The 26661-nt window shown below is 42.8% G+C and carries 28 protein-coding genes; 18 read left to right on the forward strand and 10 right to left on the reverse strand.

Features of this window, described 5'->3' with window-relative positions:
* Nucleotides 1-464: 464 nt before the first annotated feature.
* Both AMS66_RS17405 and AMS66_RS17410 read left to right on the forward strand, forming a co-directional pair.
* Nucleotides 465-1079, forward strand: a complete 615-nt coding sequence (locus AMS66_RS17405; RefSeq protein WP_053782011.1) for a DedA family protein — start codon at nucleotides 465-467, stop codon at nucleotides 1077-1079.
* Between the two features lie 550 nt (nucleotides 1080-1629).
* Nucleotides 1630-2013 (forward strand): nuclear transport factor 2 family protein, encoded by a 384-nt coding sequence (locus AMS66_RS17410; protein WP_053782012.1) that lies wholly within the window; start codon nucleotides 1630-1632, stop codon nucleotides 2011-2013.
* 414 nt (nucleotides 2014-2427) lie between these two features.
* Here the strand turns inward: AMS66_RS17410 and AMS66_RS17415 are convergent, their stop codons facing one another.
* Complete coding sequence (locus tag AMS66_RS17415; protein WP_236703476.1) at nucleotides 2428-3792, reverse strand: COG4705 family protein; 1365 nt, start codon at nucleotides 3790-3792, stop codon at nucleotides 2428-2430.
* A gap of 286 nt (nucleotides 3793-4078) precedes the next feature.
* Between AMS66_RS17415 and AMS66_RS17420 the strand changes: the two genes are divergently transcribed.
* The 6 genes from AMS66_RS17420 to AMS66_RS17440 all read left to right on the forward strand — a co-directional run bounded on the left by AMS66_RS17420 (nucleotide 4079) and on the right by AMS66_RS17440 (nucleotide 9129).
* A complete protein-coding gene (locus AMS66_RS17420) occupies nucleotides 4079-4846 on the forward strand; it encodes a C40 family peptidase (RefSeq protein ID WP_082350760.1) in 768 nt (255 codons plus the stop codon).
* A 311-nt stretch (nucleotides 4847-5157) separates the two neighbouring features.
* Entirely contained in the window at nucleotides 5158-5835 is a 678-nt protein-coding gene (locus tag AMS66_RS17425; RefSeq protein ID WP_053782013.1) for a response regulator transcription factor, read from the forward strand.
* Nucleotides 5832-7235 carry a HAMP domain-containing sensor histidine kinase gene (locus AMS66_RS17430; protein WP_053782014.1) on the forward strand — a complete coding sequence of 468 codons (1404 nt, stop codon included), beginning with the start codon at nucleotides 5832-5834 and terminating at the stop codon, nucleotides 7233-7235. The genes AMS66_RS17425 and AMS66_RS17430 overlap by 4 nt, the downstream gene beginning before the upstream one ends.
* Before the next feature lie 116 nt (nucleotides 7236-7351).
* Nucleotides 7352-7975: an undecaprenyl-diphosphatase gene (locus AMS66_RS17435; RefSeq protein WP_053782015.1), complete on the forward strand. Its 624-nt coding sequence runs from the start codon at nucleotides 7352-7354 to the stop codon at nucleotides 7973-7975.
* A 234-nt stretch (nucleotides 7976-8209) separates the two neighbouring features.
* A complete protein-coding gene (locus tag AMS66_RS32755) occupies nucleotides 8210-8380 on the forward strand; it encodes a hypothetical protein (protein WP_160319698.1) in 171 nt (56 codons plus the stop codon).
* Between the two features lie 269 nt (nucleotides 8381-8649).
* Nucleotides 8650-9129, forward strand: coding sequence for an MGDG synthase family glycosyltransferase (locus AMS66_RS17440; protein ID WP_082350761.1), 480 nt, complete (start codon nucleotides 8650-8652; stop codon nucleotides 9127-9129).
* A gap of 807 nt (nucleotides 9130-9936) precedes the next feature.
* Here AMS66_RS17440 and AMS66_RS17445 read toward each other — a convergent pair.
* The 3 genes from AMS66_RS17445 to AMS66_RS34395 form a co-directional block, all read right to left on the reverse strand.
* Entirely contained in the window at nucleotides 9937-10620 is a 684-nt protein-coding gene (locus AMS66_RS17445) for a succinylglutamate desuccinylase/aspartoacylase family protein (RefSeq protein WP_053782017.1), read from the reverse strand.
* Between the two features lie 177 nt (nucleotides 10621-10797).
* Nucleotides 10798-11073 (reverse strand): glycosyltransferase, encoded by a 276-nt coding sequence (locus AMS66_RS34390; RefSeq protein WP_269084553.1) that lies wholly within the window; start codon nucleotides 11071-11073, stop codon nucleotides 10798-10800.
* A 25-nt stretch (nucleotides 11074-11098) separates the two neighbouring features.
* On the reverse strand, nucleotides 11099-11305 hold the full coding sequence (locus AMS66_RS34395) for a glycosyltransferase (RefSeq protein ID WP_082350763.1): 207 nt from the start codon (nucleotides 11303-11305) through the stop codon (nucleotides 11099-11101).
* 5 nt (nucleotides 11306-11310) lie between these two features.
* On the opposite strand from AMS66_RS34395, the gene AMS66_RS33815 reads away from it, so the two are divergent.
* Entirely contained in the window at nucleotides 11311-11667 is a 357-nt protein-coding gene (locus AMS66_RS33815) for a hypothetical protein (protein WP_236703499.1), read from the forward strand.
* Here the strand turns inward: AMS66_RS33815 and AMS66_RS33820 are convergent.
* The 4 genes from AMS66_RS33820 to AMS66_RS17465 form a co-directional block, all read right to left on the reverse strand.
* Entirely contained in the window at nucleotides 11580-11825 is a 246-nt protein-coding gene (locus tag AMS66_RS33820; protein WP_236703477.1) for a C40 family peptidase, read from the reverse strand. The two genes, AMS66_RS33815 and AMS66_RS33820, sit on opposite strands and share 88 nt — an antisense overlap.
* Nucleotides 11750-12415, reverse strand: a complete 666-nt coding sequence (locus tag AMS66_RS17455; RefSeq protein WP_236703478.1) for a LysM peptidoglycan-binding domain-containing protein — start codon at nucleotides 12413-12415, stop codon at nucleotides 11750-11752. Before AMS66_RS17455 ends, AMS66_RS33820 begins: the two co-directional genes overlap by 76 nt.
* A 130-nt stretch (nucleotides 12416-12545) precedes the next feature.
* Nucleotides 12546-13637, reverse strand: a complete 1092-nt coding sequence (locus AMS66_RS17460) for a glycosyltransferase (protein ID WP_053782020.1) — start codon at nucleotides 13635-13637, stop codon at nucleotides 12546-12548.
* 95 nt (nucleotides 13638-13732) lie between these two features.
* Nucleotides 13733-14497 (reverse strand): YheC/YheD family protein, encoded by a 765-nt coding sequence (locus AMS66_RS17465; protein ID WP_053782186.1) that lies wholly within the window; start codon nucleotides 14495-14497, stop codon nucleotides 13733-13735.
* A gap of 525 nt (nucleotides 14498-15022) precedes the next feature.
* Here AMS66_RS17465 and AMS66_RS17470 point away from each other — a divergent pair.
* From AMS66_RS17470 to AMS66_RS34400, 4 genes are all read left to right on the forward strand, one after another.
* A complete protein-coding gene (locus tag AMS66_RS17470) occupies nucleotides 15023-15448 on the forward strand; it encodes a PepSY domain-containing protein (protein WP_053782021.1) in 426 nt (141 codons plus the stop codon).
* A gap of 1350 nt (nucleotides 15449-16798) precedes the next feature.
* A complete protein-coding gene (locus AMS66_RS17475) occupies nucleotides 16799-17668 on the forward strand; it encodes an abortive infection system antitoxin AbiGi family protein (RefSeq protein WP_053782022.1) in 870 nt (289 codons plus the stop codon).
* A gap of 3 nt (nucleotides 17669-17671) precedes the next feature.
* Nucleotides 17672-18862, forward strand: a complete 1191-nt coding sequence (locus tag AMS66_RS17480) for an abortive infection system toxin AbiGii family protein (RefSeq protein WP_053782023.1) — start codon at nucleotides 17672-17674, stop codon at nucleotides 18860-18862.
* 491 nt (nucleotides 18863-19353) lie between these two features.
* A complete protein-coding gene (locus AMS66_RS34400; RefSeq protein WP_269084555.1) occupies nucleotides 19354-19485 on the forward strand; it encodes a hypothetical protein in 132 nt (43 codons plus the stop codon).
* A 363-nt stretch (nucleotides 19486-19848) separates the two neighbouring features.
* Here AMS66_RS34400 and AMS66_RS17485 read toward each other — a convergent pair whose 3' ends face one another.
* Both AMS66_RS17485 and AMS66_RS17490 read right to left on the reverse strand, forming a co-directional pair.
* Nucleotides 19849-20199, reverse strand: coding sequence for a hypothetical protein (locus AMS66_RS17485; protein ID WP_053782024.1), 351 nt, complete (start codon nucleotides 20197-20199; stop codon nucleotides 19849-19851).
* Nucleotides 20200-21209: 1010 nt separating this feature from the next.
* Nucleotides 21210-21572, reverse strand: a complete 363-nt coding sequence (locus tag AMS66_RS17490) for an HNH endonuclease (RefSeq protein WP_053782025.1) — start codon at nucleotides 21570-21572, stop codon at nucleotides 21210-21212.
* Nucleotides 21573-21706: 134 nt separating this feature from the next.
* Here AMS66_RS17490 and AMS66_RS33830 point away from each other — a divergent pair, with 134 nt between their 5' ends.
* The 5 genes from AMS66_RS33830 to AMS66_RS33835 form a co-directional block, all read left to right on the forward strand.
* Complete coding sequence (locus AMS66_RS33830) at nucleotides 21707-22066, forward strand: hypothetical protein (RefSeq protein ID WP_053782026.1); 360 nt, start codon at nucleotides 21707-21709, stop codon at nucleotides 22064-22066.
* 170 nt (nucleotides 22067-22236) lie between these two features.
* Nucleotides 22237-23598, forward strand: a complete 1362-nt coding sequence (locus AMS66_RS17500; protein WP_236703480.1) for an S-layer homology domain-containing protein — start codon at nucleotides 22237-22239, stop codon at nucleotides 23596-23598.
* Nucleotides 23599-23819: 221 nt separating this feature from the next.
* Nucleotides 23820-24764, forward strand: a complete 945-nt coding sequence (locus AMS66_RS17505) for an ABC transporter permease (RefSeq protein ID WP_053782028.1) — start codon at nucleotides 23820-23822, stop codon at nucleotides 24762-24764.
* A complete protein-coding gene (locus AMS66_RS17510) occupies nucleotides 24758-25654 on the forward strand; it encodes a carbohydrate ABC transporter permease (RefSeq protein ID WP_053782029.1) in 897 nt (298 codons plus the stop codon). Before AMS66_RS17505 ends, AMS66_RS17510 begins: the two co-directional genes overlap by 7 nt.
* A gap of 111 nt (nucleotides 25655-25765) precedes the next feature.
* Nucleotides 25766-26661: extracellular solute-binding protein (locus tag AMS66_RS33835; protein WP_236703481.1), on the forward strand; the 896-nt coding region annotated here is incomplete at its 3' end.

Consider the following 26661-nt stretch of genomic DNA (forward strand, 5'->3'; position numbering starts at 1 on the left):
ACTGTCGCACTTGGTTTGACAATCGGTCATTCAATAAAGAAGATGCAATTTTTAATAATGGAGCTTGGAACAAAACCACTCCAACTACTACAATTCCTAATAACAGAATTGAAAGAATGAAGCCCAATTTGTTCTTAGGCTTCTTTTTTTTGAGACTGAGGGTTTTGAATCATTTTTAGAATTAGTTGAGGGCATTTAATCCACTTCTTTCCGCTTTTTTTCTGAGAATATCATAGTTTTATTAAAGATTGATTAGAAAGTTGTGGAAGCAAATAGTGTTTACATTTGCAGATTGGTCTGTGAAAGTATATGACTCATGTTTCCATTCCTGATGTTTTTACAATAGGAGAATTCAAATTGCTTGTTCATTTAAAAATAAATTTTAATCAAATTCCAATATTCATTTGATATAGTTTCAAACGAAGTTCAAAACAAATGCATAGTAAAAGCAAGGGGGTTATACATTGGGAGATATTTTGCATCAACTTCTCGATTTCGTCACAAGTATGGGATATTGGGGAATACTACTGGGACTAGCTATTGAGGTTATCCCGAGTGAACTTGTATTAGCATATGCTGGTTACCTTGTTTTTAAGGGAGAAATAAGCTTTGTAGAAGCAGTCCTGTTTGGGACTGTTGGTTGCCTATTGCAACAGATTATATTGTATTATCTTGGGTTATACGGAGGAAGGGCTTTTATTGATAACTATGGGAAGTACCTGCACATTAAATCCAAGCACGTGGATATGACAGAACGCTGGTTTCAGAAATACGGAGCCGGTGTAGTATTTACATCACGTTTTATTCCTGTTGTTCGTCAAGCCGTATCTATTCCAGCAGGTATTAGCAAAATGAAGTTAATAAAGTTTTTGTACTTTTCTGGTATCGCCTCCTTACTCTGGACGCTGATTTTTGTTGCCCTTGGACATAATCTGGGGGAAAACTGGGGGAATATCTCTGAAAAGGCAGCACCCTATACTCAGCCACTTCTCGTGGTAGCTATTCTTTTCACCATTGGGTTCCTGTTATATAAGACATTGACACGAAACAGAAAAAACAGAGATAAGACAGAGTATTAAGATGATTTAACTTGATACTCTATAGTTAGTTCTAATACAGCGTTTCTTAATCGTTACTAAAAGAACCACGATCTAGTTATGATATAATCTTGCGATGAACATAAGGTCCTCCAAAAAACAGTCGAGACATATGTAAAAAAAATTGAGTTTTTGAAGCCGTTAATCTGAAAAGATTGCCGGTTTTTTGTGTTTAATCCGGACCGGATAAAATGAGAATGAAAAGGGGAACGTACACGGCAATGTCATTTCGGATTAGGTAATTATCTAAATAGTACTATGATGGAGATCATGTGGCTAGATAAAAGCATATGAGTATAAGAATTTGCTTGAATACCGATTTTATCAAGACTAGGTTTCTCTGACCAAAGACAAAGAGCTAATTCATTGTTGAAAAGGTTAAGAACAAGGTACTAATGTTGATAAGATTCATTATCTTGTTTCATTACGCTAACGGGTAAGATAGTTGTAATATATGGTAATATTTCATTGAGAATAAGTTGCCTAGGTAAACAAGGGTATCATCTTTTATGTAACGGAGAGGAGTATGGTTATGGATAGTAAAGAAATAAGGGACATAATTGAAAATTATCTTGAAGCATACAATTCATTTGAAATTGAAAGAATGGTTGAACCCTTGCATAATGACATAATATTCAAGAATATTTCCAATGGAGAAACCACAACGGAGACCAGAGGAATACAAGCATATAGGGAGTTGGCAGAACAGTCGTCAACGATGTTCTCCAACCGTCACCAGACAATTACCGATTACAGTGTTATAAATGACAAAGTAGAGGTCGGAATCGATTATGAAGGTATTCTTGCCGTGGATTTTCCTAATGGATTAAAGAGTGGGGATAAGCTGCAATTAAAAGGAAAGTCAACATTCGAGATTAAGGAAGGAAAAATCTCATTGATTGAAGATTACAGTTGAGTACACCACACGTTTTTTAAGCTAACGGGAAACGATAGCTCAATAAATCCAAGAAAGCAGCCGATCATTGAGATCTGCTGCTTTTTATTAAGCTAACGGGCAGGTTAGTTTAATGTGGGGACTGAAAAATATACTATGATTGCCTCTCACAGTTTTAGTTTAGAAATACTTAACACTTAATTTTAGAAAGTAATCTCCTGTCGATGCGAAGGTGCTGCGTCAATCTGTGGAATTCAAAGAAATTGAAGACACGCTAGCCAGTCTAAATGATTTGGCGAATCGATTACTGGAAGCATCGAAATATTTTTAAACTTAGGATCTACACCAAGTAGGGCATGCCAGAATGGACAAGAACATAGTCCGATTACCGTTTTTATGAATATATTAGTAGATTGACACAAAAAAACCTTTTTTTTATTTATTTGCATCTTTTAAGACAATAAGTGAATTAGTAAGTACTGTTTTGCTTCGATTAACATCAGGTTTTGAAGAACGAACCGTTGCTAGAACAGAGTCAATTGTTCCATCAATTTTTGTCCATGTAGTGCTATCAATTTTTCGTAGCTTAGGTTCTTGTGTATCCCATTGATGTTCCAAATTATCAGCGCCTTTTTTTGCCGTAGCTATGTCTGTTTTATTTACAGCGTTTAGCATTTCATTTTCAATTTTAACAAAATCGTTTAATTGACCTCCTAATGTAGCTTGATCAGCAGCACCTTGTGATGCAATATAATTACTGCGCCAGTTATAACCGCCTATACCAACAACTAAGAAAATTACGAGCACAACAATCGTTTGTGTTAGCACATGTTTCTTATTTGCATTACTTTGTTTTGTTTCCGCTATATCACTTTTAGCATTTGTATCAATTTTTGAAACGGCAAGGAAAACGATGATCACTAAAATAGCGATAAGAAAAATGACACTCGTAACGGTTGTCCCTAGTCCTAATCCGCCATTTACTTTTGATTGAGATAGGTAATCTCCAAGTGACGCTCCAAGCGGACGAGTTAAAATATATGCAATCCAGAAAGCTAATACCCCGTCAAGTTTCAAAAATTTATAAGCTAAGAACACAAGAGCAATAATCATAACAACGCCTATTCCTGTGTTAAGATATCCAAAACCAAGTTGTTCTGAATATAAATCGCCGACTGCCGTTCCAAGTGCAAAGGTGAAAAGGATTGTAAGCCAGTAAAAAATTTCTCTTTTTTTAGTAAAAATCGAGTGGATCGATAGTGTTTTTTCACTAAGATACCAAAATAGAAGAGTGAGTCCTAGTAGCACCGAGAAAACAGCTGTACTAACCTCAAGTGGTACGCTCATATTATCTGTCAAATTATCCGTTACCAGTGTTCCAAATACACTTATAAGAACAATTGTTGCCCAGTAAATGGCTGGAACATATTTGTTTGATTTAAGTTGAAAAAACAGTGCAATAAAAAACGAAACTCCCATAATAATGGTAGTAAGAGTTAAACCAAGTCCAATATTGAAATTGATGAAGTCAGCAAATGTTTCACCAACGGTTGTACATAAAATTTTGATGATCCAAAAGAAAATCGTCACTTGTGGCACTTTGTTAAGTAAAATTATCATTATATTTTGGTTTTCTTGCATAAATAATTTCCTTTCTTTAAAGTGGTTTCCCACAACTTTATTATATTTCATTCTCTCTAAAAAAAAGATGGCGACTTGCGGTACTTTGCTTAACATCCGCATTCCCGGGCTCATGGACGGCTGGGTCAGAACCTCCTGATTATGCGAATACTGTTCCATTTTCTTCCTCCTTTGTCGTCATAGAAACCACCAGCCTCAGCTGCTCATACTGCCCATGTTGATTCGGTTTTGTACATGAGTGTAACAGCTGGAAATGAGAATTTTCTGTGAAAATGACCTATCTCAACCGAAGCTGCGCAGTAAGCGTTGGATAAAATTGCATCCATGGAGTATTGGCATTTCTCATCATTTTTTAATTTCTGTCACCTATAACTAGTGGGGAAGGATGAAGTGCTAATCATACATGGATTTCACTCCATCCAATACAAATTGTAGGGAGGGCTTTATGGATAACAACACGAACATCATCAGAAAGAGCCGGATCGGCAAAACTTTAACCGGGATCGGCTTGTGTCTCTCCATTGCTTTTTCCGGAAGCATGATGCTGCCGACCCATCCGGTTCACGCGGCTTCCGTTTCCGGCAGCTCCGTGGCGGATCGGGTCATCTCGACAGGGAAACAATTTTTAGGCGTTCGCTACCAGTTCGGAGCACCTTCCGGAAGAACGGACGAATTCGATTGTTCCTCATTCACGCAGTATGTCTTCAAGCAAAACGGCTTCGATCTGCCCCGCTCATCAAGACAGCAATCGCAGGTAGGTACGCAGGTGTCCAAGGATCAGTTGCAGCAGGGAGACTTGGTTTTCTCCGATACGAATCACGACGGCGTCATCAATCATGTCGGCATTTATATGGGGAACGGTGAGGTCCTGCATACCTACAGAGTCGGTATTGGCGTGACGGTGTCCAATTTTTCCGGCAGTACCTGGGATCGCACCTTTGTAACCGCTCGTCGCGTCATTTCCGACAATGGACAGGCTTCCGGCGGGCAGACACCAAAAAGTCAAGCTGCTGAACAGAGCAATAACGGAAAGGATCCAAGCAGCCAAGATTCCAATGGGCAGAATTCTGCCGACAATTCCGCAGCTGCGCCTTCGGTATCGGACCAAAGCGATTCCTTGCAAAAGCCGACAAATATACAGAAGCATTCCTCCAAACATCAGTGGAGAAATTCCAGAAGTGCAGATGGAGAGGATCAACAAGGGGAACACTAGAAGAACTTACAAGGCAGGGTCTCATGCGAGACTCTGCCTTTTTGAAGATATAAGAAAGTATAAGCTTCGGAGTCTGGGGCTTCCTTATATCGCAAGAAAAACTACCGCTAAATGCGGTCTGGCTTCTTAGAATGTACGTCAATAGACGTTATTCTTATACAGAAAATGTGATAAAGGATTATCATTTGTTTACAATTTCAGGGTATGACCAAACTAGTAGAGATTATCAGAGTCAGCACCTATCTTCTCATCGATTTCTCATAATATTTGAATATACTTGTCATCGCAACTGTAACCTGGAGGAGATATCAATGAAACGGATACTTATTATAGAAGACGAAAAAAGCCTTGTGCGTTTTATCCAGCTGGAACTTGAGCATGAGCAATTCTTTGTACGGGCTGCCTATGATGGAATCAGCGGACTTCAACTTGCCTTGAAGGAGGAATGGGATCTGATCCTGCTGGATATTATGCTGCCACATTTGGACGGGGTAGAGGTATGCCGCAGGCTCCGGAATGTGAAAGGCACTCCAGTGATCATGCTCACGGCCAGAGACGGACTGGAGGACCGGGTGCAAGGCCTTGACAGCGGTGCGGATGATTATATCGCCAAGCCATTTGACATCGAGGAGCTTCTGGCCCGCATGCGCGCGATATTCCGCAGGATCGAGCAGCGGGATCATCAGGATCGGGCAATACTGACATTCAGGGACATCACTGTGGACCTAGATGCCAGAGTTATTACCCGCGGCGGTAACCCTGTCGAACTGACCAAGCGTGAATTCGACCTGTTGGCCGTGTTTATGAAGCATCCAAACCTTGTCCAAACGAGAGATATGCTGCTCGACTTGGTATGGGGCTACGATTCGCTGGTGGAAAGGAATGTGGTCGATGTGTACATCCGGTATTTGCGGAATAAGCTGGATGTTCCCGGAGAAGAAAGCGTCATCCAGACCGTGCGCGGAATGGGATACGTGATGCGGCCATGAAACGGATGACCGATTGGCTCAAACGGATGCCTGTTATATGGAAGCTGACGATCGGCGCAACGCTGCTCATTTTTCTGCTGTTCGCCACGTACAACTTTGCCCAGTACCTGGTATTGAAGCACTGGATGCTGAACCAGGAGCAGGACGCGCTTCATGTCATGATGTCACAGGTCCAGGGTTATTTAGAGGATCAACCGGCTAACGGGGAATTGCTGCAGTCACCGGAAACAAGCTCCTATATGCGAAATGTTCTAGGAAAAAATCAAATGATTCGCCTAATTGATAAAAATGGGACGGAGCTGCTGCTGGCTACGGACCATTTTAATCCGTTGTGGATCCCACCGCTTCCGAGCACGATTAACTCCTTGCAGGATGTGTGGCATGAGGAGGACCATATTCTCGTTTACCGGGCTCCTCTTATAATCAAGAACGAAGCTGGAACGATTGAAATTGCAACGAATCTCGAGACCTTCGACCATTTTAACGATACGCTGCTGTGGGTCATGGTGATCGGGGGCTTTTTGGCCGTATGCATTAGCGCCGCCAGCGGCTGGGCGATCGCCAAGCAGTTTTTACGGCCGGTTAAGGCGCTTGCCATCACCATTCAAAATGTGAAGCGAAACGGGCTTCAGGAACGCGTCGAAAATATCGAAAACGGAGATGAGCTATCGCAGCTGGCGAGCCTGTTCAATGAGCTGATGGACCAACTGGAAGTGTCCTTCCGCCAGCAAAAGCAGTTCGTGGACGATGCTTCGCATGAACTGCGCACGCCCATCACCATTCTGGAAGGCCACTTGAACTTGCTGGACAGGTGGGGGAAAAGAGATCGGGCAATCCTGGAGGAGTCGCTGGAGGCGTCGCTTCAGGAAGTCCGAAGACTGAAAGGGCTCGTTCAAGGGCTCCTGGCGCTGTCGCGGGCTGAGTCCTCGACCTTGACCAATCATATTGAACAGATCCGGATTGAACCGTTTCTGACCAAAACTCTCCGTCGGATGGAAGATTTGTATCCGGAATTCACTTTCCGTATGAAAGGGGAGGGTACCGGAAAAATGGTGAGGATCAACCCGCTTCACCTGGAACAAATGCTGTTTATTGTCATTGAAAATGCGGTCAAATATTCAGGGGATCATAAAGAAATCGACATTCGCAGCTATGAAGAAAAAAACCGGGTGCGCATTTCCATTCAGGATCATGGAATCGGCATACCGACGGCTGAGATCCAGCATGTTTTCGACCGGTTTTACCGTGTAGACCGGGCCCGCAGCAGAGAAATTGGAGGAACGGGCCTGGGTCTGGCGATCGCCAAAAATCTCATTCAGCACTATCAGGGCGAAATTGCTCTCACCAGCGTCGAAGACGAGGGAACCCGCGTAATCTTGTCTTTCCCGGCGGTATCATAATAATGACGATGCAATCGAAAGGCTGATTCTCATTGAATTTTCATTATCTTGCGTTAAGCTTATCTCCACCGATCGTTATCGTTAACAGATCAGAAAAAGCAGAAGGAGTATGAGAAATGAGTATCGGTCAAATCGATTATGAGCTGTTTCATTTCATTAATGAGTGGGGAAAATCCGCTTCCTCCTTGAATTCTGTTATGCGTTTTTTGGCGGAGTATGCGTTTTATTTATTTTTTGTCGGTCTATTTGTCTATTGGTTTAGCCGTAAGGAAAGCAACCGAAAAATGGTAGCGAAGTCCGTCGTTTCCGTTGTCATCGGGCTTGGGATCAGCTGGGTGATCGGCCATCTATTTTACCGGGATCGACCTTTTGTAGCCCATACGGTGCTGCAGTTGATACCGCATCCGGCCAACGCGTCGTTTCCAAGCGATCACTCCATCGGAGCTTTTGCCATTGCCGCATCTTTCGTTATATATCGCCGAAAAGAAGGAATCATCTGGCTGCTCTTGTCTGCTGCTATTGCTTTCTCCAGGGTATGGACAGGCGTACATTATCCGTTCGACATATTGGGTGGGGCGCTGATCGGTATCATAGTTGCAGCAGGGGTGCACCGCCTTGCGGAGCGCTTCTCGTTCATTTCCCGTTCGTTTAAAGCAGGTCTCGGGTGGTATGAAAAATACGAATCGAAGATATTGCCCCGGAACGTGAACAAGGAAGGACAAATTCAATCAGGTAAGTAACCTGGGACGAAGATGATTACAGCAATCGGAATCATATTTCCGACCATTATCGTGGGGGATCATGTCCGTCAAGCCACATTGAGTCATAAGATATCTCATTTAAATGTTCTTCGTACACTGGAAGATCTGTACGACCTATCGCATCTTGGCCGACCTCAGGCAGTGATCCGAAATCTGTAGAAACAGCCATAAATGAAAATTCAACAGCGAAATTATCGATGGGGAGTGAGAAGTATGCATGACCAGCTACAGGATTGGGATCTGTTTTTGGAGTCAATGCATGACTTGGAAACAAAAATTCGTCAACTGATTCAACGTTCCGGCCTTTCCGAGGAAGAGCAGTGGTTTATTTTGGGGCATATTCTAGTCGTTCCCGGCAAGGATATTTCAGATCAGCAAAATTAAGGTCGAGTCTTGGGCAAAGATCCTGGCTGGATCTGGCTTTAAAAATAAACTGCGTGCTAAATTGTTGTATCCATAGGAGGGAACATGCATACCTACCCGTCACCCAAGAATATTGATTTTGACAGCCGGATTTGGAGACGGCCATCAGCAGCTTTCCTCGGCATTATTGCATTATTTTCATATGCTGCAGGTCAACTAGGTGCAAATCATTGATCTCATGAAGGAAGTGCACCCTGTGTTAAATTCCTTTTTTTTCGAAGGTGTATCAAATGAGCCTTTTCTCGTCTCATCTGGGCTTCAATTATTATGGCTGGAGCTATTACATGACCAGGGATTCGAATCCATCCGTCCCGGTGAACCGATACCTGAACGGATTCGTCAGACGTGAGATGCTGGAGACGATCGGCCGTTTCCGGCCAGATGATATCAACAACACCTTTCCATTCGACGTCGTGTCGCAGCGCGAATGCGACCACAACGCTCGCACGTTTACCGTCATTACCGATTACGCTCTTCATTCACGTTGGATACATCCGGATACGCATAAATATTACGTAGCCATGAAATACTCGGTGAAATGCTTCGGATTTTTGCTGCTGTTAGGCTTGGTAATCTACATTATTCATTTGCTTCGAACAGGGGATGCTGAGCGAATCATCGCGCTGATTCGCCAATATCATATCCTTAGTTTCGTCGCTGTGCTGCTGTTTCAAATCCTGCTCAACGTGCTGGGGAAATCACCGCTGTGATGCTGCTGGAAATCTATGGGCCTTATTGGGGAGGTCTCTGTTTGTGGGCATCCAGTATTATCGGAGCCACCTTGGGTTATTGGCTTGTCCGATTGTTCTCTTCATATTTTGCGGGGACGCGGGTTGAACCGTATCTAGTCAGCTTCATGATAACAGGGTGACGGGCTGAGTAATAGACACAAAGAGTGAAGGGACCAAAGAACGGTACTCTTATTTCATGTTATTGACCGTGATTACAGATTATTGGGATTCATGATAATAGATTAGCGTATCAATTCAAAAAGACCTACCTACAACCAATCCAGCCGGGGGTTGGTTTTTTCAGCTCTGATCATCCTGTTTGACAAGGGAGCATGATCATGATCCTTGTATACTGCTATCATTTGACGCCTGAACAGACATTTTAGAAGCGTGGATTGGGATTTGAGGGAGAATATAGAGAACGGCTACCATGAAGCCGTTCAAGTGAGTTAAAGTAGTATGTATTGTAGGAGTTGGAAGTAAGATGCTGGGACGATGACAAAAGGGAACCGGACAGCAGCAAAAAGGCCGAGAAGCTGTCAGGGTCTCTCGGCACCATTGAAGTTGAAAGTTTTTACATCGCCGCTTTATTTAGACAGCGGGCAGCCTTTGCATTCGTTGCAGTCACGGTCGAAAAGAGTCACCGGCGGTGACGAAGGAGCTCAAGAAAGGACTACAACATTTTAAGGTGGAGACTGTAATAAGTGCTGAAACATAGCATTATTATTTCGAGCTTTACTTAGTACATTAGGAGGAATAAAGAATTTCAAACCAAAGCGTTCCTTTCTATTTCTGCAGTAGACCTGCTTCCCTAAGGAAGTGTCGAACCACTTGCGTTTGGTATTCAATCCTTGTATTCATTTTAAGGCTCCAGCATGTTTCGACTGTTACGGATCTTGCATGAATATGTTCGGATGCTGCGGTACGGGAAGAACCTTTAAGTTTGTGTAAGCGGATGTGAAAATGGTGGGAGGGGCGGATGGAGGTCGCGTTTATTTGTTTGATGATCTTCTGGACAGTGGGGACTGCAGCGTTACCTGGGTTCGTGATTAAGGTTTGGCCGAGCACGTTCTTGCTTTTTGATGATAAGCCATTCGCTTCATGAAGATCTAGATACCAATCCGGATTGTAGTTTTGCATGATCTTGAACAATGCGCGGGACATCTCATGAGTTGCCCTTCGGTCCGATCCGCGAGGGAACGTACGATTAAGATCTGGATTTCCGCGCACTCTTTTTTTGAAGGCAGGCTGGTTCGCAATGGGGACTACAATCAATGTCCCACGTCTAATGGTTAGCTCCTGATTTCTCAACTGCTTGACCAGCTCCTGGGCTGCACGGATACTACCGACCTCCTTACCATGGATGCCGGCCACAATCATAACATTTGGGCCAGACAGTTTACCGTGAAACAGATGAAGCCATGTTTCATATGGTGTACCTTTGGCAAGCTTACGTTTTTCAGTTAGCATGCTTTGAACCACCTCCGTTGCCATATACTATGTTGAATGGATAGAATTTGTACAGGCAGGAGTTTAAACCGAGCGGCAAATAAGATTTCAATTAACTATCCTGGTTGCCGCTAAATTTTACTAATATTGATTGAACACGGAACTAATCTGTCCCAAGAAATTATCAGTATATGGTTTCTAGCTTTGCCGCTGTTTGGCGCCATGTAAACCGACTAAGAACATTTGTTCTTGCATGATTACCCAATGTACGAAACAGCTCTTTGTTTTTTCACATCTAACTATATATCCTGCGAATTGTGCAGGATCGTGATATTTATCGATGAGATAGCCGTTATTACCGTTTTTTACGATCTCGGGGATGCCGCCGATACGTGATGCGATAACTGGTAAACCGGTAGCCATTGCCTCCACATTAACTAACCCAAAGGCCTCGTGCTTCTGAGAAGGGCACAAAAAACAATCAGCGATTTGATAAATTCTATGGATTTCCGAATGTTTCTTTTTCCCTATCCCAAGACACGGAAATGCCTAGTTTCGATGCTTGCCTCCGAAGTTTCTTCATATAGGCGTCTTTTCCCTTCCCAGCGATAACAAGGTGAACGGGGACTTGTTGATTGGCAAGATGGGTTGCCTTCAGCAAAACTGGAACTTCCTTGCGCGGAATAACCCGCCCTACAAACAGAATAGTGAATGTTTACCAATGGCATGCTTAGCCCGAAGGATTGTGACGATGATGTTCGCTCCCATATTCCAGATACCCATAAATTCTCAAAAAATGCACTGAAAAGGATCTTAAATCGGTATTTACATACTGTTGCTAATCAACCTCAACTAAATCAAGTCACTCCAGTGAAAAAAAACTTTAAACTCACGGGAGAGAATCCATCTGCGCGGAATCTGAAACCAACTAATCTAAATGCCATTCCAAAGCAGAGCCTCGAAAGAAGCTCTGCTTTGCTCTATAATATCTCGCGAACCGTTACATATCGTTTCAGCCAATACGGTCTTCTCCATTTCGTAATGGTGACACCGGGAGGCGATTGGTAGGTATTGATCATGTTGCCATTCCCAATATCGACGCCAACATGACCAATCCGATTATCGGAATAGCGATCTCTTCTGAAAAAGATTAAATCCCCTGCTTCAATTTCCTTTTGGGTAATTTTTCGACCATTTTGAGCTTGGGAACTGGATGTTCTTGGCAACGCAACTCGTTTTTCCCAAATATATATTGGGTAAAGGAAGAACAGTCGAATCTTTTGCTTCTGGGATACGGCCCGGCACCGAACTGGTAACCAGTCCCCATCAGGCTTCTACCTAGTGCAATAATTGCCGGAGCCTTTTCCGGTTCTTGTTTTATTTTCGCCCTTCCGGTTGATTTTCTTTGGTGGACTGCATCGAAATCAATCGTTGGGATCGTTACTTTTATTCCGGGAGGAATCGGTTCCTTTAAATCTTTATTGACAGAGAGAAGCTTTTTTACCGAAGTATTCAGCAATCTGGATAGTTTTTTAAAGGTGTCGCCTTTTATCGTGATGATGAAACGACCAGGTTGCCGTATTGATACACGCTTAGCTTTCCTGTTAACCAAGAAATCGACGTTCAAAAGCCGGTTTACAGAACGGAGACTAATGAGACGCTCCTTGTTTATCATGACTAAAGGATCAATTCGAAAGGAGACACCTTCTCTTTTTGCGATCGCACCATTTTTGGGAATTGTCACGAGCTCCGAACCGTCTGTTATCAATATGCTGTTTGTGCAGTTTTTTAAAATATCATACTCCAATATTTCCATTACATCTTTTAGCGGCAAATAGTTTAATGTATTTCTTGTGATTAAGCTGATGTTCGTAAACACTCTTTTTTACGTGTGAAAAAATCTTTTTGAAATAAAGTGAGGGTTACGATTAAATTTGTAGACGTCATCAGTTGTCCCCTTTGTACATTTGAATTATTCGAGAACCAATGGTTTCTATAGAAAATCTCTGTTTTACTGTTGTAACGCCTAATTTTCCTAAAGTACGGGCTTTTTTTGGATTTCTTAATAGGCTGTTAATGTCTGACGATAGTTGTTTGGGTGTGATCGGCGCAAAAGCTCCGTGGTCGCCGAAATGACATTGAATTATCTTATTTATATTTTTCTGCTGTACAATACCGCAGTACCCTGCAACGCCGGCAGCAATGACCGGTTTTGCACATGCCATTGCTTCGAGTGCCACGCGTCCCGTTCCTACAACAATATCTGAGACATAATAAGCATGTTGGATATTAGACATCGGAGGACGAATAATGATTGCTGTTCGACCAAGACGACGATTGACTTTATCCGCAAGCTGAACCAGATTTGAACGATGACGCCCAGGACCAACTAGAACGGCTAGAAACTGACGGTTGTATTTAGCGATTTGTTCTGCTGCCAAGACTACATTTCTGGCAATGGGATATTTATCAGACGAGAATCTTCCAGCGTATACAAGAATTTGGGCGGTTTGCGGTAAATGGAGCGCCTTTCTCCAATGGTTTTTATTCGCCGCAGGACGGAACGTTGCGATGTCAATTCCATTAGGAATCATCTGAATCTTGTCCTTAGGAATGTTAAGATTCACCAACCATTTGGTCAGTTTTGGTGAAACCGTAATCAGACGTTTGGAACTTCTTGCTGCCGATAATAGGGCAGCCCGACGATGATAAGTGCCATGTATAGTAACAATTAAAGGGATTTTACACTGTTGAGATAAGGCTACTGCCAGAGCAAATGCCTTGGAATCGTGGGCGTGGATCAGGTTATACTTTTCTTTGGCCACGATCGAAGACAATAAGGATATTCGTTTTAGTTTTTTTTCAATTGACACATTATGAAGCTTAATCCCAGCCTTTTGAAATGAGTTTGCGATTGGTCCTCCATCAGCTGCAACACCGACTTGAACCCCATGTGTTAACAAACTTTGCGAGAGAGAAAGAATATATTTTTCGGTTCCTCCAATATTCAACCGCGATACCAGCATTAAAACTTTCATGTCTCACCATCCCCGACTCATCTGAATCATACAAGATGGTGTATAGTATGAGAATTCTTCATTGCAGGGAAGGGTTTAAAAACTACATCGACTAATTAAAGCCGGCCGTACGCTTTTTGATAACGACACATTTTTTGATATATACGCTTATCCTTCAAGGTTTTAAATCCATAAATTGCGGGCTGGGGATTCGCTTCCAAAATCCACGGATGTAGATTTTGGTCTATGCCGACATCCAGGCCAATCTCTCTAATTTTAGGAAACGTTTTGTTTAACTGCATGGTAGCCTGGCACCCTAAGTTTCTCAACTTATTTGTGTATTCGGCAATATCTGCTACGTGCTCTTTTAATAAAAGCTCAACTGGCTTGGAACGGCCCCCTTTGCATACATTCGTTATGATTTTTTTTGGATGTCCTAAACGACCTATGATACCGGTCGTTTCCCACTTTCCCTCGGGGTTTTTCTGTACCATGATCCTCAGATCAAACCGGTGACCGCTATGTCGTAATAAATTAATTCCGCGTTGAACAGCGTAAGGACAATTTTCGGTCCTTTTACTAATGGAGTGAACCAAACCATCGAAGGAGTCGAAGGTTCTAGCCGACGTTTCCAATTGGTATCTATAACTGCCTTGTCCCAGCCTTTCAACCTTCATGACACCCTTACCGCCGGTTCCGCTATTAGGTTTGACATAAACCATTTTGTACTTATCCAACATTGTCTTTAAAACCGACTTACTATACATTCTTGTCTCGGGAACATTCCGGCGAAGCTCCTCGTTGTGAAGCAAGGAATTACTTACATTATATTTAGTCGCATAGCCTCCCAATTTATCCCCACCTTTCTGGAGTTCATCCATAACCAGAATATGTGCCTTGGGGCATTTGGGTCCGGGCTCCTGTCCATTTCTTAAACTTAAGCTGGGTCGCATTGTATTATCTCTGGGGGATATATTAATTTTGGATATACAAGAACGACGTTTAGCGAAGACCACTAAATTCAAAATCTCGTGTTACTTCATTAGAAGTAGCTCAGAAGGGAACACGGTAATGGTAACAGCAGATGTTCATGGAGATGAGAGGGCAAACATTCTGGCAGCAAGTACCAATTTCTTCCGAGTTACATTTACTCGGCCAGGTCGGTTCAGGGCGAGCTGCCCGTTTTGAATCGAGCATGTTGCGGCATAAATAAGAAGGAGCTGCCGGTTAGCTGGCAGCTCCTTCGCCTTTGCGCGCTTTACCCTGTGCCTAGCGGTTTTATTCCATAAAATTACAATTCTTATTGACCGAGGACGATAATTTGGTGGCAAAGGAATTTCCCTCATTAAATTCTAATGTACGCGGTCTACAATATAGATGTAGTTAATTTGAAGGAGGAATTCACAATGAACAAGAAACTGATGGTTGGTGCGCTTGCTGTTGCTCTTACTGGAGGAGGAATTATTGGAGCGGCCTTATTGCCTTCCACGAATGCAGCAGCTTCGGATGTTGCAGCTCCCGCTTCGACATCGCCAGTCCAAAAAGCTCAAACCCAGCAGGACAACGATAAAGAAGTAAACGACGACGGTGCGCAGGACAAGCAGGACAACGATAAAGAAGTTAGCGACGACGGTGCGCAAGCAGCTTCTATCACGAAGCAACAGAGTATCGATGCAGCCTTGAAGCAAACGGCAGGAACGGTGTCCGACGTGCAGTTGGAGACGGAAAACGGCGTAACCGCTTATACCGTTACGATCAAAGACGCTACGGGAACACAGCATGAAGTTACGGTAGACGCCACGACGGGCAAGGTCATTCCCGAGAACGACTGAACCGACTTCCAAAGAGCCTAAGCGAAAGCTTAGGCTTTTTGCCCGTTCTGCCGGGATAGATCTGTTTGGTGAAAGCGGTTTTTACTTATAATAAAAAGACGGAAGGGGGATTCACAATGAACAAAGACGTGTTAATCGTTGAGGATGAGCCCAAAATCGCTCGGCTTCTCGAATTGGAACTGACCTGAAGGCTATGCGGTGACGATAGCCGATAACGGGAAAGAAGGCTTGGGGCAGGCGAATCAAAGAGAGTTGATTTAATGTTCACGGTTACTGTAGGAATTACTCAAGTTCGAAAAAATAAATTGCTTGCATGGATAGCTTCACAAAAGAACGCGACAGGCGATTACGATAAGGGACTTCTGGCAGGGCTAAGATGGATGAGTGGTTTCGCTTTGTCAATAAATGTCGAGGGACAAGAACATAGTCCCATTTGAAGTTGCTTTCTTAGCGGCTATTTTATTTTAGTCCAGATGATCAAAATGAGAAACGCTGTAAACAACATAGATAAATAATCCGGAGGGAGTGACATAAAGTTGCCTACCAGGCTAGAAAATTGACATAAATTTACCCACCAGACTGGAGAATGACATAAAGTTGCTTGTTATGAAATTTTCGAGGGACAAGAACATTCAATCAGTTGCCATAATGGAACAATGTTCTTGTCTTTTAAGGAACAATGTTGCTGTCCTTCTATCGAGGGACAAGAACATAGTCCCATTGAAGTCGCTATTATAGCGGCTTTTTTGTTTTAAGGAACCAAGTTCTTGTCCCAAGCTGAGGACAAGAACTTGGTTCCATTGCCGAAAAGGACAAGAACATAGTCCGATTACCGATTAGATGGATGTCTAAATATTGAGCACATGCCACTTAAAACCTTATTAAATACCGTAATACATACAAATTGTTCAAATTATTATGGAACAACTGACACAAGGAAGTTCATCTGGTTACTGAACTCTGTTTTCATGACTTATAGGTGGCCTCAGCCACCGCTTGTCATAGGACAGCCCTTCATACTAAGTGAACGACCGATTCCAAATGTCTTCAGAAGCTCATTCATTTCTTCATTCTTAAACTCACTACCTCGGTCTGTATGGAACCATTGAATGTGACGGGTCGCCCTCAACGGTGGCAAAGGCACGGTAAATCAGAGCCGCATCCAGGACAATGTAATTTGCGTTTTCTACAATACTTGAGAATTTTTAATTGAATGCCAAGGGGATAAACTTTCTCCAAGAGATAAAAAGACTTCTTGTATTAATGCGTCCTCGTAATCCATAAGGTATAATTTTATTGTAAATGATTCTTTCAGTTAGCAATATAACACAAAATTTATAGGAGACTCTTATGGCCATTGAACAGTATAGTGATATTTTATTGGACTCAGCTCCACAGGTGACTCAGGCTAATTACACTTACAGACAAAGTGCAAATGTCCTTTTCAATTTCATGCCTAAACTTGAATACCTGAAAAGTAAATTAAGCAAAAAAGCAATGATTCCGAGATTTTATGAAGAAAATATCGCTTACTTGGATTTGTCCGAGATGGATAAAGTGGCATTTCCTATGGTTTGTTTCTGTGATATTCATCTAAACAAATTAACGTACCATATGGGAGGCTCCAATAGCTCTGATGGGTATGGGCGATACGGAATTGGCATGAGCAAGATGTGGGGCATACAAGAAGGTGTTCAGCCGATCAGTTATATGAATAGTTCATCGGCTCTACTGTCTGACTTCAAAACAGCATTCCAACATGCTATGGAACAAATGCGTGATGGTATTGGGGATGAAATCCTTCATAATCAATTAGCAACACAACTGCTTTTTATTAAACCCTTAAACGGAGAAATGGCTAAGCAAAGAGGGGCTTCTTTTGAACACATTTCTAAGAATTTTCATGATGAGAGGGAATGGAGATTCGTCCCAAAATTTAGTGATGTAGATACAGATTTGAGTTTAATAATTCCACAATCGGTTTTGGTGAATAATTTGAATAATGTGGTATGTAACTCGTACTCAGACGGCATTGAACAAAAGGAAGAATTGTGGTTGAAATTTGAGTATGAAAAGATTGAATATCTCATCGTGGATACAGTTGAAGATCGAGATAATCTAATTCATTTCATCATGGATGAATTACACACTGATCATGCAACAAAATATATTCTAATCTCTAAAATTATGGTATTTACTCAATTAGAGAAGGATTGGTGAAACATGTTTTCCAACTTTAAAGAATCATTTAAAAAATCGGATGGTCATATCATCCCAAAAGAAATTGTTGAGTCTCTCAATAAAAGGTTGCCTGATGGTCTAATATATAAGCGAGTAGCTAAAGACCTCGTTTTTGCAGTTCCTAGCGAGGGTAGGGAGATGCAGATGTCTGCTAATATCAAAATCCCTGAAAGTCTAAAAATTTACAAACCGGAGCAACTCTTTGAAATTCTCTATAGAACTCAAACTGAACTTAAGATTGATAAAAATGTGCCAGTGAAAATAAACGGGATCGAGATAGCTTTAGATGAAGCGGCATTAGCTCCCCTAATTACAAGTAAGAATACTGAATTCTTTCTACAACCAAGGCCATTCCCGTCACCTTATGAACTTGAGTTTTCTGGAAATGGACAAACTAGAACATTAACTATGCAAAGGCAGCCGCTTGCTGATCTTAATAAAACGTTGATAAAGAATATAGATAATGACGGTCTGCAGGTATCCATGAAAGTACTTGAGGATACAGAAACACTTCGATTTTCCTTTAATTTCAATCTGCAAAAAGTTGATTCTATCGATGAATTATTAAGTGTTTTATTCGTATATCAGGCATTTATTCAAGGGGACGGACAGGTTGTTGGATTGAAATTACCTCCAGCTCCAATTAGCGACGTAGAGAGAGAGACAGTGAATGATCTATTAACGTTCTGGAACAAGATGAGTAGTGTTGAAAAAAAGTTGGGTGTACAATTCCCATTAGATTTGCCACTAAGTGATGAGGAAGACGTCTGGTTGATGAAACTGTACTCATCCTTTGTTAAGGAAGAGCCATTCAGAGAAAATATTAAGTATACTTCAATTACATTCGATCCTCCTGAGAATTTTGATAAAGATCGGTTAATTAGTCAAGCCGCTGGTTTTACATTTTTGCAGCCTGAGAATATCAATTTACTCGGTGTAGATCTGGAATTGTTTGCAGTGATGGGCGTATATAATTTGCGTATTTCAGATATAATTCCTAGTATAAAAGAGCAAGGTAAGTTGGAATGTATACTTGAAAATAAGTCCTCTCAGAAAAGCTTTCGATCAATGAGATACTTTAAGACGTATGAAGAGGCTTTGGAGTTTCAAAAGAACATACGACCACTTCATGAGGCCAGAGATTTGTTCAGCATTTTTGAAGAAAATAAATAACTTTATCTTAGTGAGCAGTTTTACTCTAATGTGTAGATTCAAATGGATTGATTTTTTCATATCGTGATAAGATCGATCTAATTTATAATATTGACTAACTAATATAGAGAATGGTGAATAGATGCTACTACGTAAGCGGCATGACACGATGATGGACCTTGAAGTATTTTATGACGACGTGATTCGGTAGTAGCGGTTTAATTTGGTGTTATTCAAATTTGGCCAATTTATTATGGCTGCCTTCATTGTCAGCCTTTCCAGTGCTTCATGAAGGATATACCATAGTTCTCATTTTTGTTTTCATTTTCCGAAAGATAGTATTGAAGTGATTTGAATAATAGCCACAGGAAACAGTCGTTTACCGCGGTCGTGGTTATCTTGCACCGAATTTTGGATGGAGTCAGCTCGTAGTTCTCAAAAAGTTGTAACTTTCTATCACATTAAATGCCGCTAACTCGTTTTATATGCAAACTATAGAAGGAGTAATTGCTATGAGAACATTATCTTGCGTCGTCGTCATCGGTGCCGAGTATGCGGGAATACATGCCATTAAAGAAATCCGAAAATTGTCGGGGGACAAGAACATGATCCGATTGCCGATTAGAAGTTATGGACGTGACTGAAACGGAGCTTTTAAATCTATATAGATTGAACTTGAAAATATCTTATAAGGGAAGAGAGACGGAGGAGAAGTTAGAAAATGTAGGAGCGATAGCGTCCGCCTTTGTCACCGGATTTCTACCGTGAATATCTGGGAACAACAGCGGCCGGAAGTAGAAGCATTCACTGGAGTCACGCTAATTCCAGAATAAAAAAAATCAGGAGCCATTGTCGTAAACAATGGCTCCTTCTTTATGAAATTACTATTATGATAAACTTGATGGAACATCAGTATCAGTCGGGTTTTCATCTGTTTCATTTAAGAGTAACGAATTGGGATACGATTTAAGAAATGTTGATTCATCTACTTTTTAAAAAAACTCGCCTTAAAAAATTAGTTGATTCGTATTAGGTCCGATTTGATCTAACTTTCTTGCTATCTCAGATTCCTTAAAGATACTTTGTTCATCTGCTCGCAAGAACATCCCATGAGGTGTATATAGTTGACTAAAACACCCTTTTGCGAGTTTTGATTCTACGGATTCTACGATTTTTACTGATTCTTCGAATTTTACGGATTTTACGTTATTTGTTGAAAAATTAGTGTTAACAGGATTTTCAACTGTCTTATTTACAGTTTCCATTTCTGGAGAGGTGTCTGCTTTTGAATTCGATATTAATGCCACTCCTGAAATAATAGTCACTGCAAAGGCTATTAAATATATTTTTTTAAACATATTATCCCCGCCCTTTCTATACCAACAATTATTTCCTACTTTAAAACATTATATTCACTAAAATGGTAAGGGCCTATTTGGCTTTGCAGTACAACTAGTTTCCGAAACAAAATCCCGACTCATGGCGAGCATAAAGGAGCCAAACTGTTTGCTACCATCGACTACGAGACGGGTCATAAATCAATAACACAAAGAAAGCAGCGGATCAACTCGATGGGCTGCTTTTGTTCAACTAACGGGCAGGTTAACGTAGGAAAATAGATATGGACGTGACTGAAACGGAGCTTTTAAATCTATATAGATTGAACTTGAAAATATCTTATAAGGAAAGAGAGACGGAGGAGGAATTTGGAAGTGCAGGAGCGATAGCGTCCGCCTTTGTCACCGGATTTCTACCGTGAATATCTGGGAAAAACAGCAGCCGGAAGTCGAAACATTCATTGGAGTCACGCTAATTGTAAAATAAAAAAATCAGGAGCCATTGTCGAAAACAATGGCTCCTTTTTTATGAAATTACTATTTTGATAAACTTAATGGAACATCAGTATCAGCCGAGTTTTCATCTGTTTCATTTGGGAGTAATGAACTGGGATAAAATTTTTCTAATGTTGATTCATCTACTTTTAAAAAGAACCTGCCATGTGGTGGCCATTCGGCGGACGGCGACTCTGTCAGTTCCAGCTTTCAAATAAATAAAGTTCTAACGGGCAGGATTGTTCAATCTCTTCAAAAATACTTCAGGTACGAAAAATTCGTGAAGTTCGTGTATAAGAAGTTATCTGGAAGATCAGTGAAGGACTATTTGTTAGAAGGCTTTGATTTTGAATTTTGTTTTATAGATTCTTCAACTTTTTTTTGTAATGGTTTCATAAATTTCTCTAATTCCGTGATCGATAATTGAATTGAAGTTTCAATAGATGATTTAATTATTTCACTTACGTCTTTTGGATACCTATTTTTTGTAATACTATCAGTAATTTTTTTATGTCTGATTATATAAATATCAGAGTCTACTTCACCACATTCAAATTCAAGCTGTTCTTCCCAACTATAGTATTTACCTTTCTTTTTCGGATCGTCATCTTTAGGGTGCCTTTCTCTTTTTGGCAATTTTTACAACAGGGAACAATATTCCCAGGATGATGTAGACCACACTGCTCGGCATTTATCATAAGTAAGTGTTCTCTTTCAAGTGGTTTTTCCTTGTCGCAGTATGCACATTTTTTATTGAATTCTTCTTTGAGTTTTTGAAACCATGTATGTTCATCCCAAACCTCGTCAAGATGTGTTTGTTTCAAATAAATTTTTCCATATTGAGTTAACATAAATCTAGCCATTGTATTCTTAACTGTACTTTTTGTTGTCTTCCCCATCTAATTGTCTCCTATTATTTAATATTACAAATAATTCCAGTGGTATTATATCTTATATATTATGAAAATGTAACATTAGTTAGTACAGTCAAGAAGGCAGAGCCTTCAGCACGGGACAGAGGCTGCAAGCAGCCGTGGATGCAAAACGCGCCGGGATGTCCGGAATCTCTTATCCGTTAGGCGATGCTCTTGGTCAATACAGCCAGGCTGCTTATGACTCCTTGCAAAGTGCGCTGAACGCAGCGGATGCGTTGGCCAAGAATGTTACGACTACGGAGCAGCAAGCGGACGATGCCCTGAATGCGATTATTGTCGCTGAGTCAGTCCTGTCCGACTCTCTCGTCCTTACACAGGATGGCGTAAGCTATAATGCTTACCGGGATTTTGCCGGCGATGAAGCGGGGGAGATTCCGTATGGCTTTAACGTCGAAGACCTGACCAATGGAGCTACCGCTACTGTACAGGAAGAAGACGGAATAAATTTCTTCGGCTGACCACCACCGCTACCGCAGGCAAAGCGAACCTGTTCCTGCCTTATAGGGGGGAAGTGACGGATACGGGGGATCAGCGAGTTGTCATCGAATATCGCGCACGATTAAATACCAACTTCCAGTATGCCAATGGCGCGATGGCGAGGAACGACAGCGGCACTAGCAATTATTCTATGGTCACGGCGTTTGATACGGGTAAAATCATGGTGCAAAATGGCGGGTCAAAGAAGTCCGTCTTAAACTACGGGCTTAATACCTGGTACAAAATTAAAATGGTGGCAAATTGGGATGCCAAGACTTATACCGTCTATATCAACGATGATCCTGTTCCGGCAGCTACTGACTTCGTCTTCCGCCATACGGGCGGCAGCAAGCTGACTGGCCAGCGGTTTGGCATCGACGGCTACGCCAACGCGTCCATCGACTTTGACGATTTCAAAGTCATGGTCACCGGAGGAGCGAAGGCTGCTCCCGAGGGGCTTGGGACAAGCAATGAAACAGCGGCAGGCGCCAATGATGGAATCATCACAGGCGTGAACACCGCGATGGAATGGTCCTCCGACAACGGAGGTACATGGTTTAACGTAGAGGGGGATATCCTATCGAATCTGTCACCGGGGACCTATTGGATACGATATCGCAAGACCGATGACTATAAAGCTAGTTCCCATGTGGAGTTAACCATCAAAGGCTATGATCAACCGACCTCCCCTGTCGGCGGTGAATCTAGCGGTTCTACTAACGCGTCTACTACAGTCAAAAACGAGGACGGCAGTACGACAACCATCGTTACGGATAAGGCAACCGGAACGGTGACCGAGACGACCGCTTGGCCTAACGGAGTTAAGGTGGAGACGATCACGACTCCCCTTGGGGAAGTAACCGCCAATGTCCATCTACCAGAAGGCGTGGCAGATGCGCGGATTACGATCCCCGCGAAAAATGCCTCTGCTTCGACTGTAGCCTATACGGTCAGGGAAGACGGCTCCAGAAAAATCATTGGAGATTCTGTTCTAACCAAAGATGGAGTGAGCTTTATAGCCAAAGGCGATATGACGGTTAAATTGATCGACAACAAGATTACCTTCAAGGATGTGCCTGACAGCTATTGGGCGGCCGAAGCGATAACCTTTGCCGCCAGCCGAGAACTGTTCCTTGGAACGGGGCAAGGCGTATTTATTCCGGGTGAATCCATGAGCCGTGCCATGTTCTTTACTGTGTTGGCTCGCCTCGACGACGTTGAGACCGAAGGCGGTGCGAATTGGTACACCAAGGCGCAAAACTGGGCTGTAACGGCCGGGATTAGCGACGGCAGCGCCCCGGATGCTGCCATTACCAGGGAGCAATTGATCGCTCTTTTGTACCGGTACGCCGGACAACCTGCAACAAGCGGCAACGGCAAGAGCTTTGCCGACAGCGGCGAGGTTTCCGTTTGGGCAAAGGAAGCGATGAACTGGGCTGTGGCGCAAGGGATCATGAACGGCAGCCGGGGAACCTTCTGGCGCCTGCAAGCAGCGTCACTCGAGCTGAAGTAGCTGCCATACTTGCCCGCTTTATAACTTCGCGCTAGCTAGGCATAACCCGTAAAGAGCCTTGAGCAATCAAGGCTCTTTACGGGTTTCTTTCGGATTACTTATATCACCACGATTTTAAGTTATTACCAAATTCATTTAAATGAGTACATTTTTATAATTTCCCCGGTAGCTATAATGAAAATATGAGAGCTCCTCTTAATACAGCCGGAAGGAGGAAAGAAATGAAAGCGGTTTTAGAACAAGACTACGCTTCAATTAAGAAGAAAAATAAATTTCTTCACAACGTCAAAAGAGACAAATGGTTATACGCTCTTTTACTGCTGCCCTTTGCCTATATCCTGATCTTCAAGTATGCCCCGATCTACGGCGTTGTTATGGCCTTTCAAGATTACAATATTTTTGCGGGAATACAGGGGAGTGAGTGGGTTGGATTGGATGTGTTTGAGTTCATTTTCCAGCAGGACAGCTTCTACCGTGCGCTCAAGAATACGCTGCTGCTGAATGTTTATGACTTGATCGCGGGCTTCCCGGCGCCGATTATTCTAGCGATTTTGCTCAATGAAGTGAGAATGGCGAAATTTAAGAAAATAACGCAAACCGTATTATATCTGCCTCACTTTTTATCCTGGGTGATTATTGGCGGCATGGTCTATCTGATGTTCTCCAACAGCGGCATGGTCAACACGTTCCTGGCGAACCTGGGCCTTGCGAGGATCGAGTTTCTGTCGCAGAAGGTGCCTTGGTTAATGACTTATATCTCGGTTGGCGTATGGCAGCATATCGGCTGGGGAACGATCATCTATCTGGCGGCAATGACGGGAATCAACAAGGAATTGTACGAGGCCTCCGATATTGACGGATGCAGCAGACTTCGCAAAGTATGGCATATTACGCTGCCCGGCATTAAGTCAACGATCAATATTTTGCTGATACTCCAGATTGGCAGAATGGTTTCCATAGGGTTTGATCAACCGTTTGTAATGGGCAATTCATTAGTCAGCGATTACTCCGACGTGATCAGTACATTCGTATACAGAGTTGGTATTAGTTCGGGGGATTTCTCCCAAGCGACTGCGGTAGGATTGTTCCAATCCGTCGTTGGCCTAATCCTGCTGATTGGTGCTAACTATATCGCGAAGAAATTGGGTGAGGATGGGATATGGTGAGCATGGCGAGCAGTTTAGGCAAAAAGAAAAAAATGAGCGTGGCGGATATCGTCATTATCGTATTTATCGTGACGTTATCCTTCACGTGTATCGTTCCGTTCCTCTATATGATTGCGCTTTCCTTAAGCTCTAACGAAGCGATTATCTCTCAAAAGGTAGGGCTGTGGCCGGTGGGCTTCACCCTCGAAACGTACAAAACCATCTTAAGCGACGTGGAGATGCTGTATACGCTTGGTTACAGTATTCTGCTTACGGTTTTCTACACCGTGGTATGTATGTTCCTGACCATTTGCGGAGCGTATCCGCTGACGAAAAAGCGGCTGATGGGAAGAAACTTTATCCTGTCGGCATTGGTCTTCACCATGTATTTCAGCGGTGGTTTGATTCCTTCTTATATACTGGTTAAAACCCTGGGGATGATGAACACGGTGTGGAGCTTGGTGTTGCCGGGCGCCATGAGCGTGTTTAACCTAATCATCCTGAAGACGTTCTTCACCAACCTTCCAGAAAGTCTGGAAGAATCGGCTGCGATTGATGGCTGTTCGGATCTGGGCATTCTCATGAAAATCGTGCTTCCTCTGTCGCTGCCCTCGATCGCCACGTTAAGCCTCTTCTATGCGGTGGACAGATGGAACGGTTTCCAGGATGCGCTGTTCTACATTACGGATAAAAATCTGTATCCGATGCAGATGAAGCTGTACCAGATCATTTCGGCCAATCAGCAGCTGGACAGCCAGCAAGGCGGAGAAGGAAGCGCCGGCTCCTTCATTGTGCCCGAGTCATTGAAAGCGGCCAGCGTTATGTTTACGACCATACCGATCCTGCTCATCTATCCCAAGCTGCAGAAGTATTTCGTAGACGGCGTAATGACGGGAGCCATTAAGGGCTGATAAGGATAAAATTCGGATGGAAAGGGGTGATTGCAGGGCTGGGCTGGTGGATGTAAAGAGGCTTTGCGATAAGAATCAGTTCATATCTATCATTTGAAAGGGTGGTTTTAAGTGAATACTGGTATAAAGAAAAAAGCAGCCATTCTGTTTAGTACAGCGCTGCTTGCCGGTGTTATGGCAGGCTGCGGTGGGAATAACGGCAATAATGAACCGGCGGCATCAAACGGTGGATCCCCGGCAGCAGAATCATCTTCTGGTCCCGTTGAAACCTTGACTGTAGAAGTGTTCGATAGAGGGATTCAAGGACAGCCGGACTTGAATAACAACACGTGGACCAAATACGTCAACGAAAAATTCGGTAAGCCTAATAACGCCGTCGTAAAATTTGTTTCCGTGCCTCGTTCCCAGGAAGTCGACAAGCTGAACGTACTCATGGCTGCCAACGAAGCGCCAGATATTTCCTTCACCTACGACGGTACGACCGTAACCCGTTTTGCCAAAAACAATGGCCTTTATACGCTGGACGAATTGCTCGAGAAGGATGGCCAGCAATTGAAAGCTTATCTCGGCGATACCGTTCTTGACTACGGGAAATACGATGGCAAACAGGTCTCCATCCCGGCGAAGCGGACTTTGCTTGCCTGGAACGGATTGTTTATCCGCAAAGATTGGCTCGATAAGCTTGGACTGCCCGTTCCGACGAACAAGAACGAATTGTACGATACGCTCGTTGCCTTCCGCGACAAGAACCCCGGCAATGTAAATGGCGTCATTCCGTGGGCGACTGCGGCTGCCGGCATGAACTACACCTTTGGCAATCTGGTTCCATCCTTCTGGGGTCCTATGTCGGAGGAAGAATTCGTTACCACCACCAACTGGCTGAAGCCCGGCAACAAGGATGCGTATAAATGGCTGAATAAGCTGTACGCGGAAAAACTGATCAGCCCCGACTTTGCTTTGGACAAAACGGCTAAGCAGGCGGATGGCCGACGTAACGAACGGCAAGG

Origin of the sequence: Paenibacillus xylanivorans, from assembly GCF_001280595.1 — a bacterium.
GTDB lineage: Bacteria > Bacillota > Bacilli > Paenibacillales > Paenibacillaceae > Paenibacillus > Paenibacillus xylanivorans.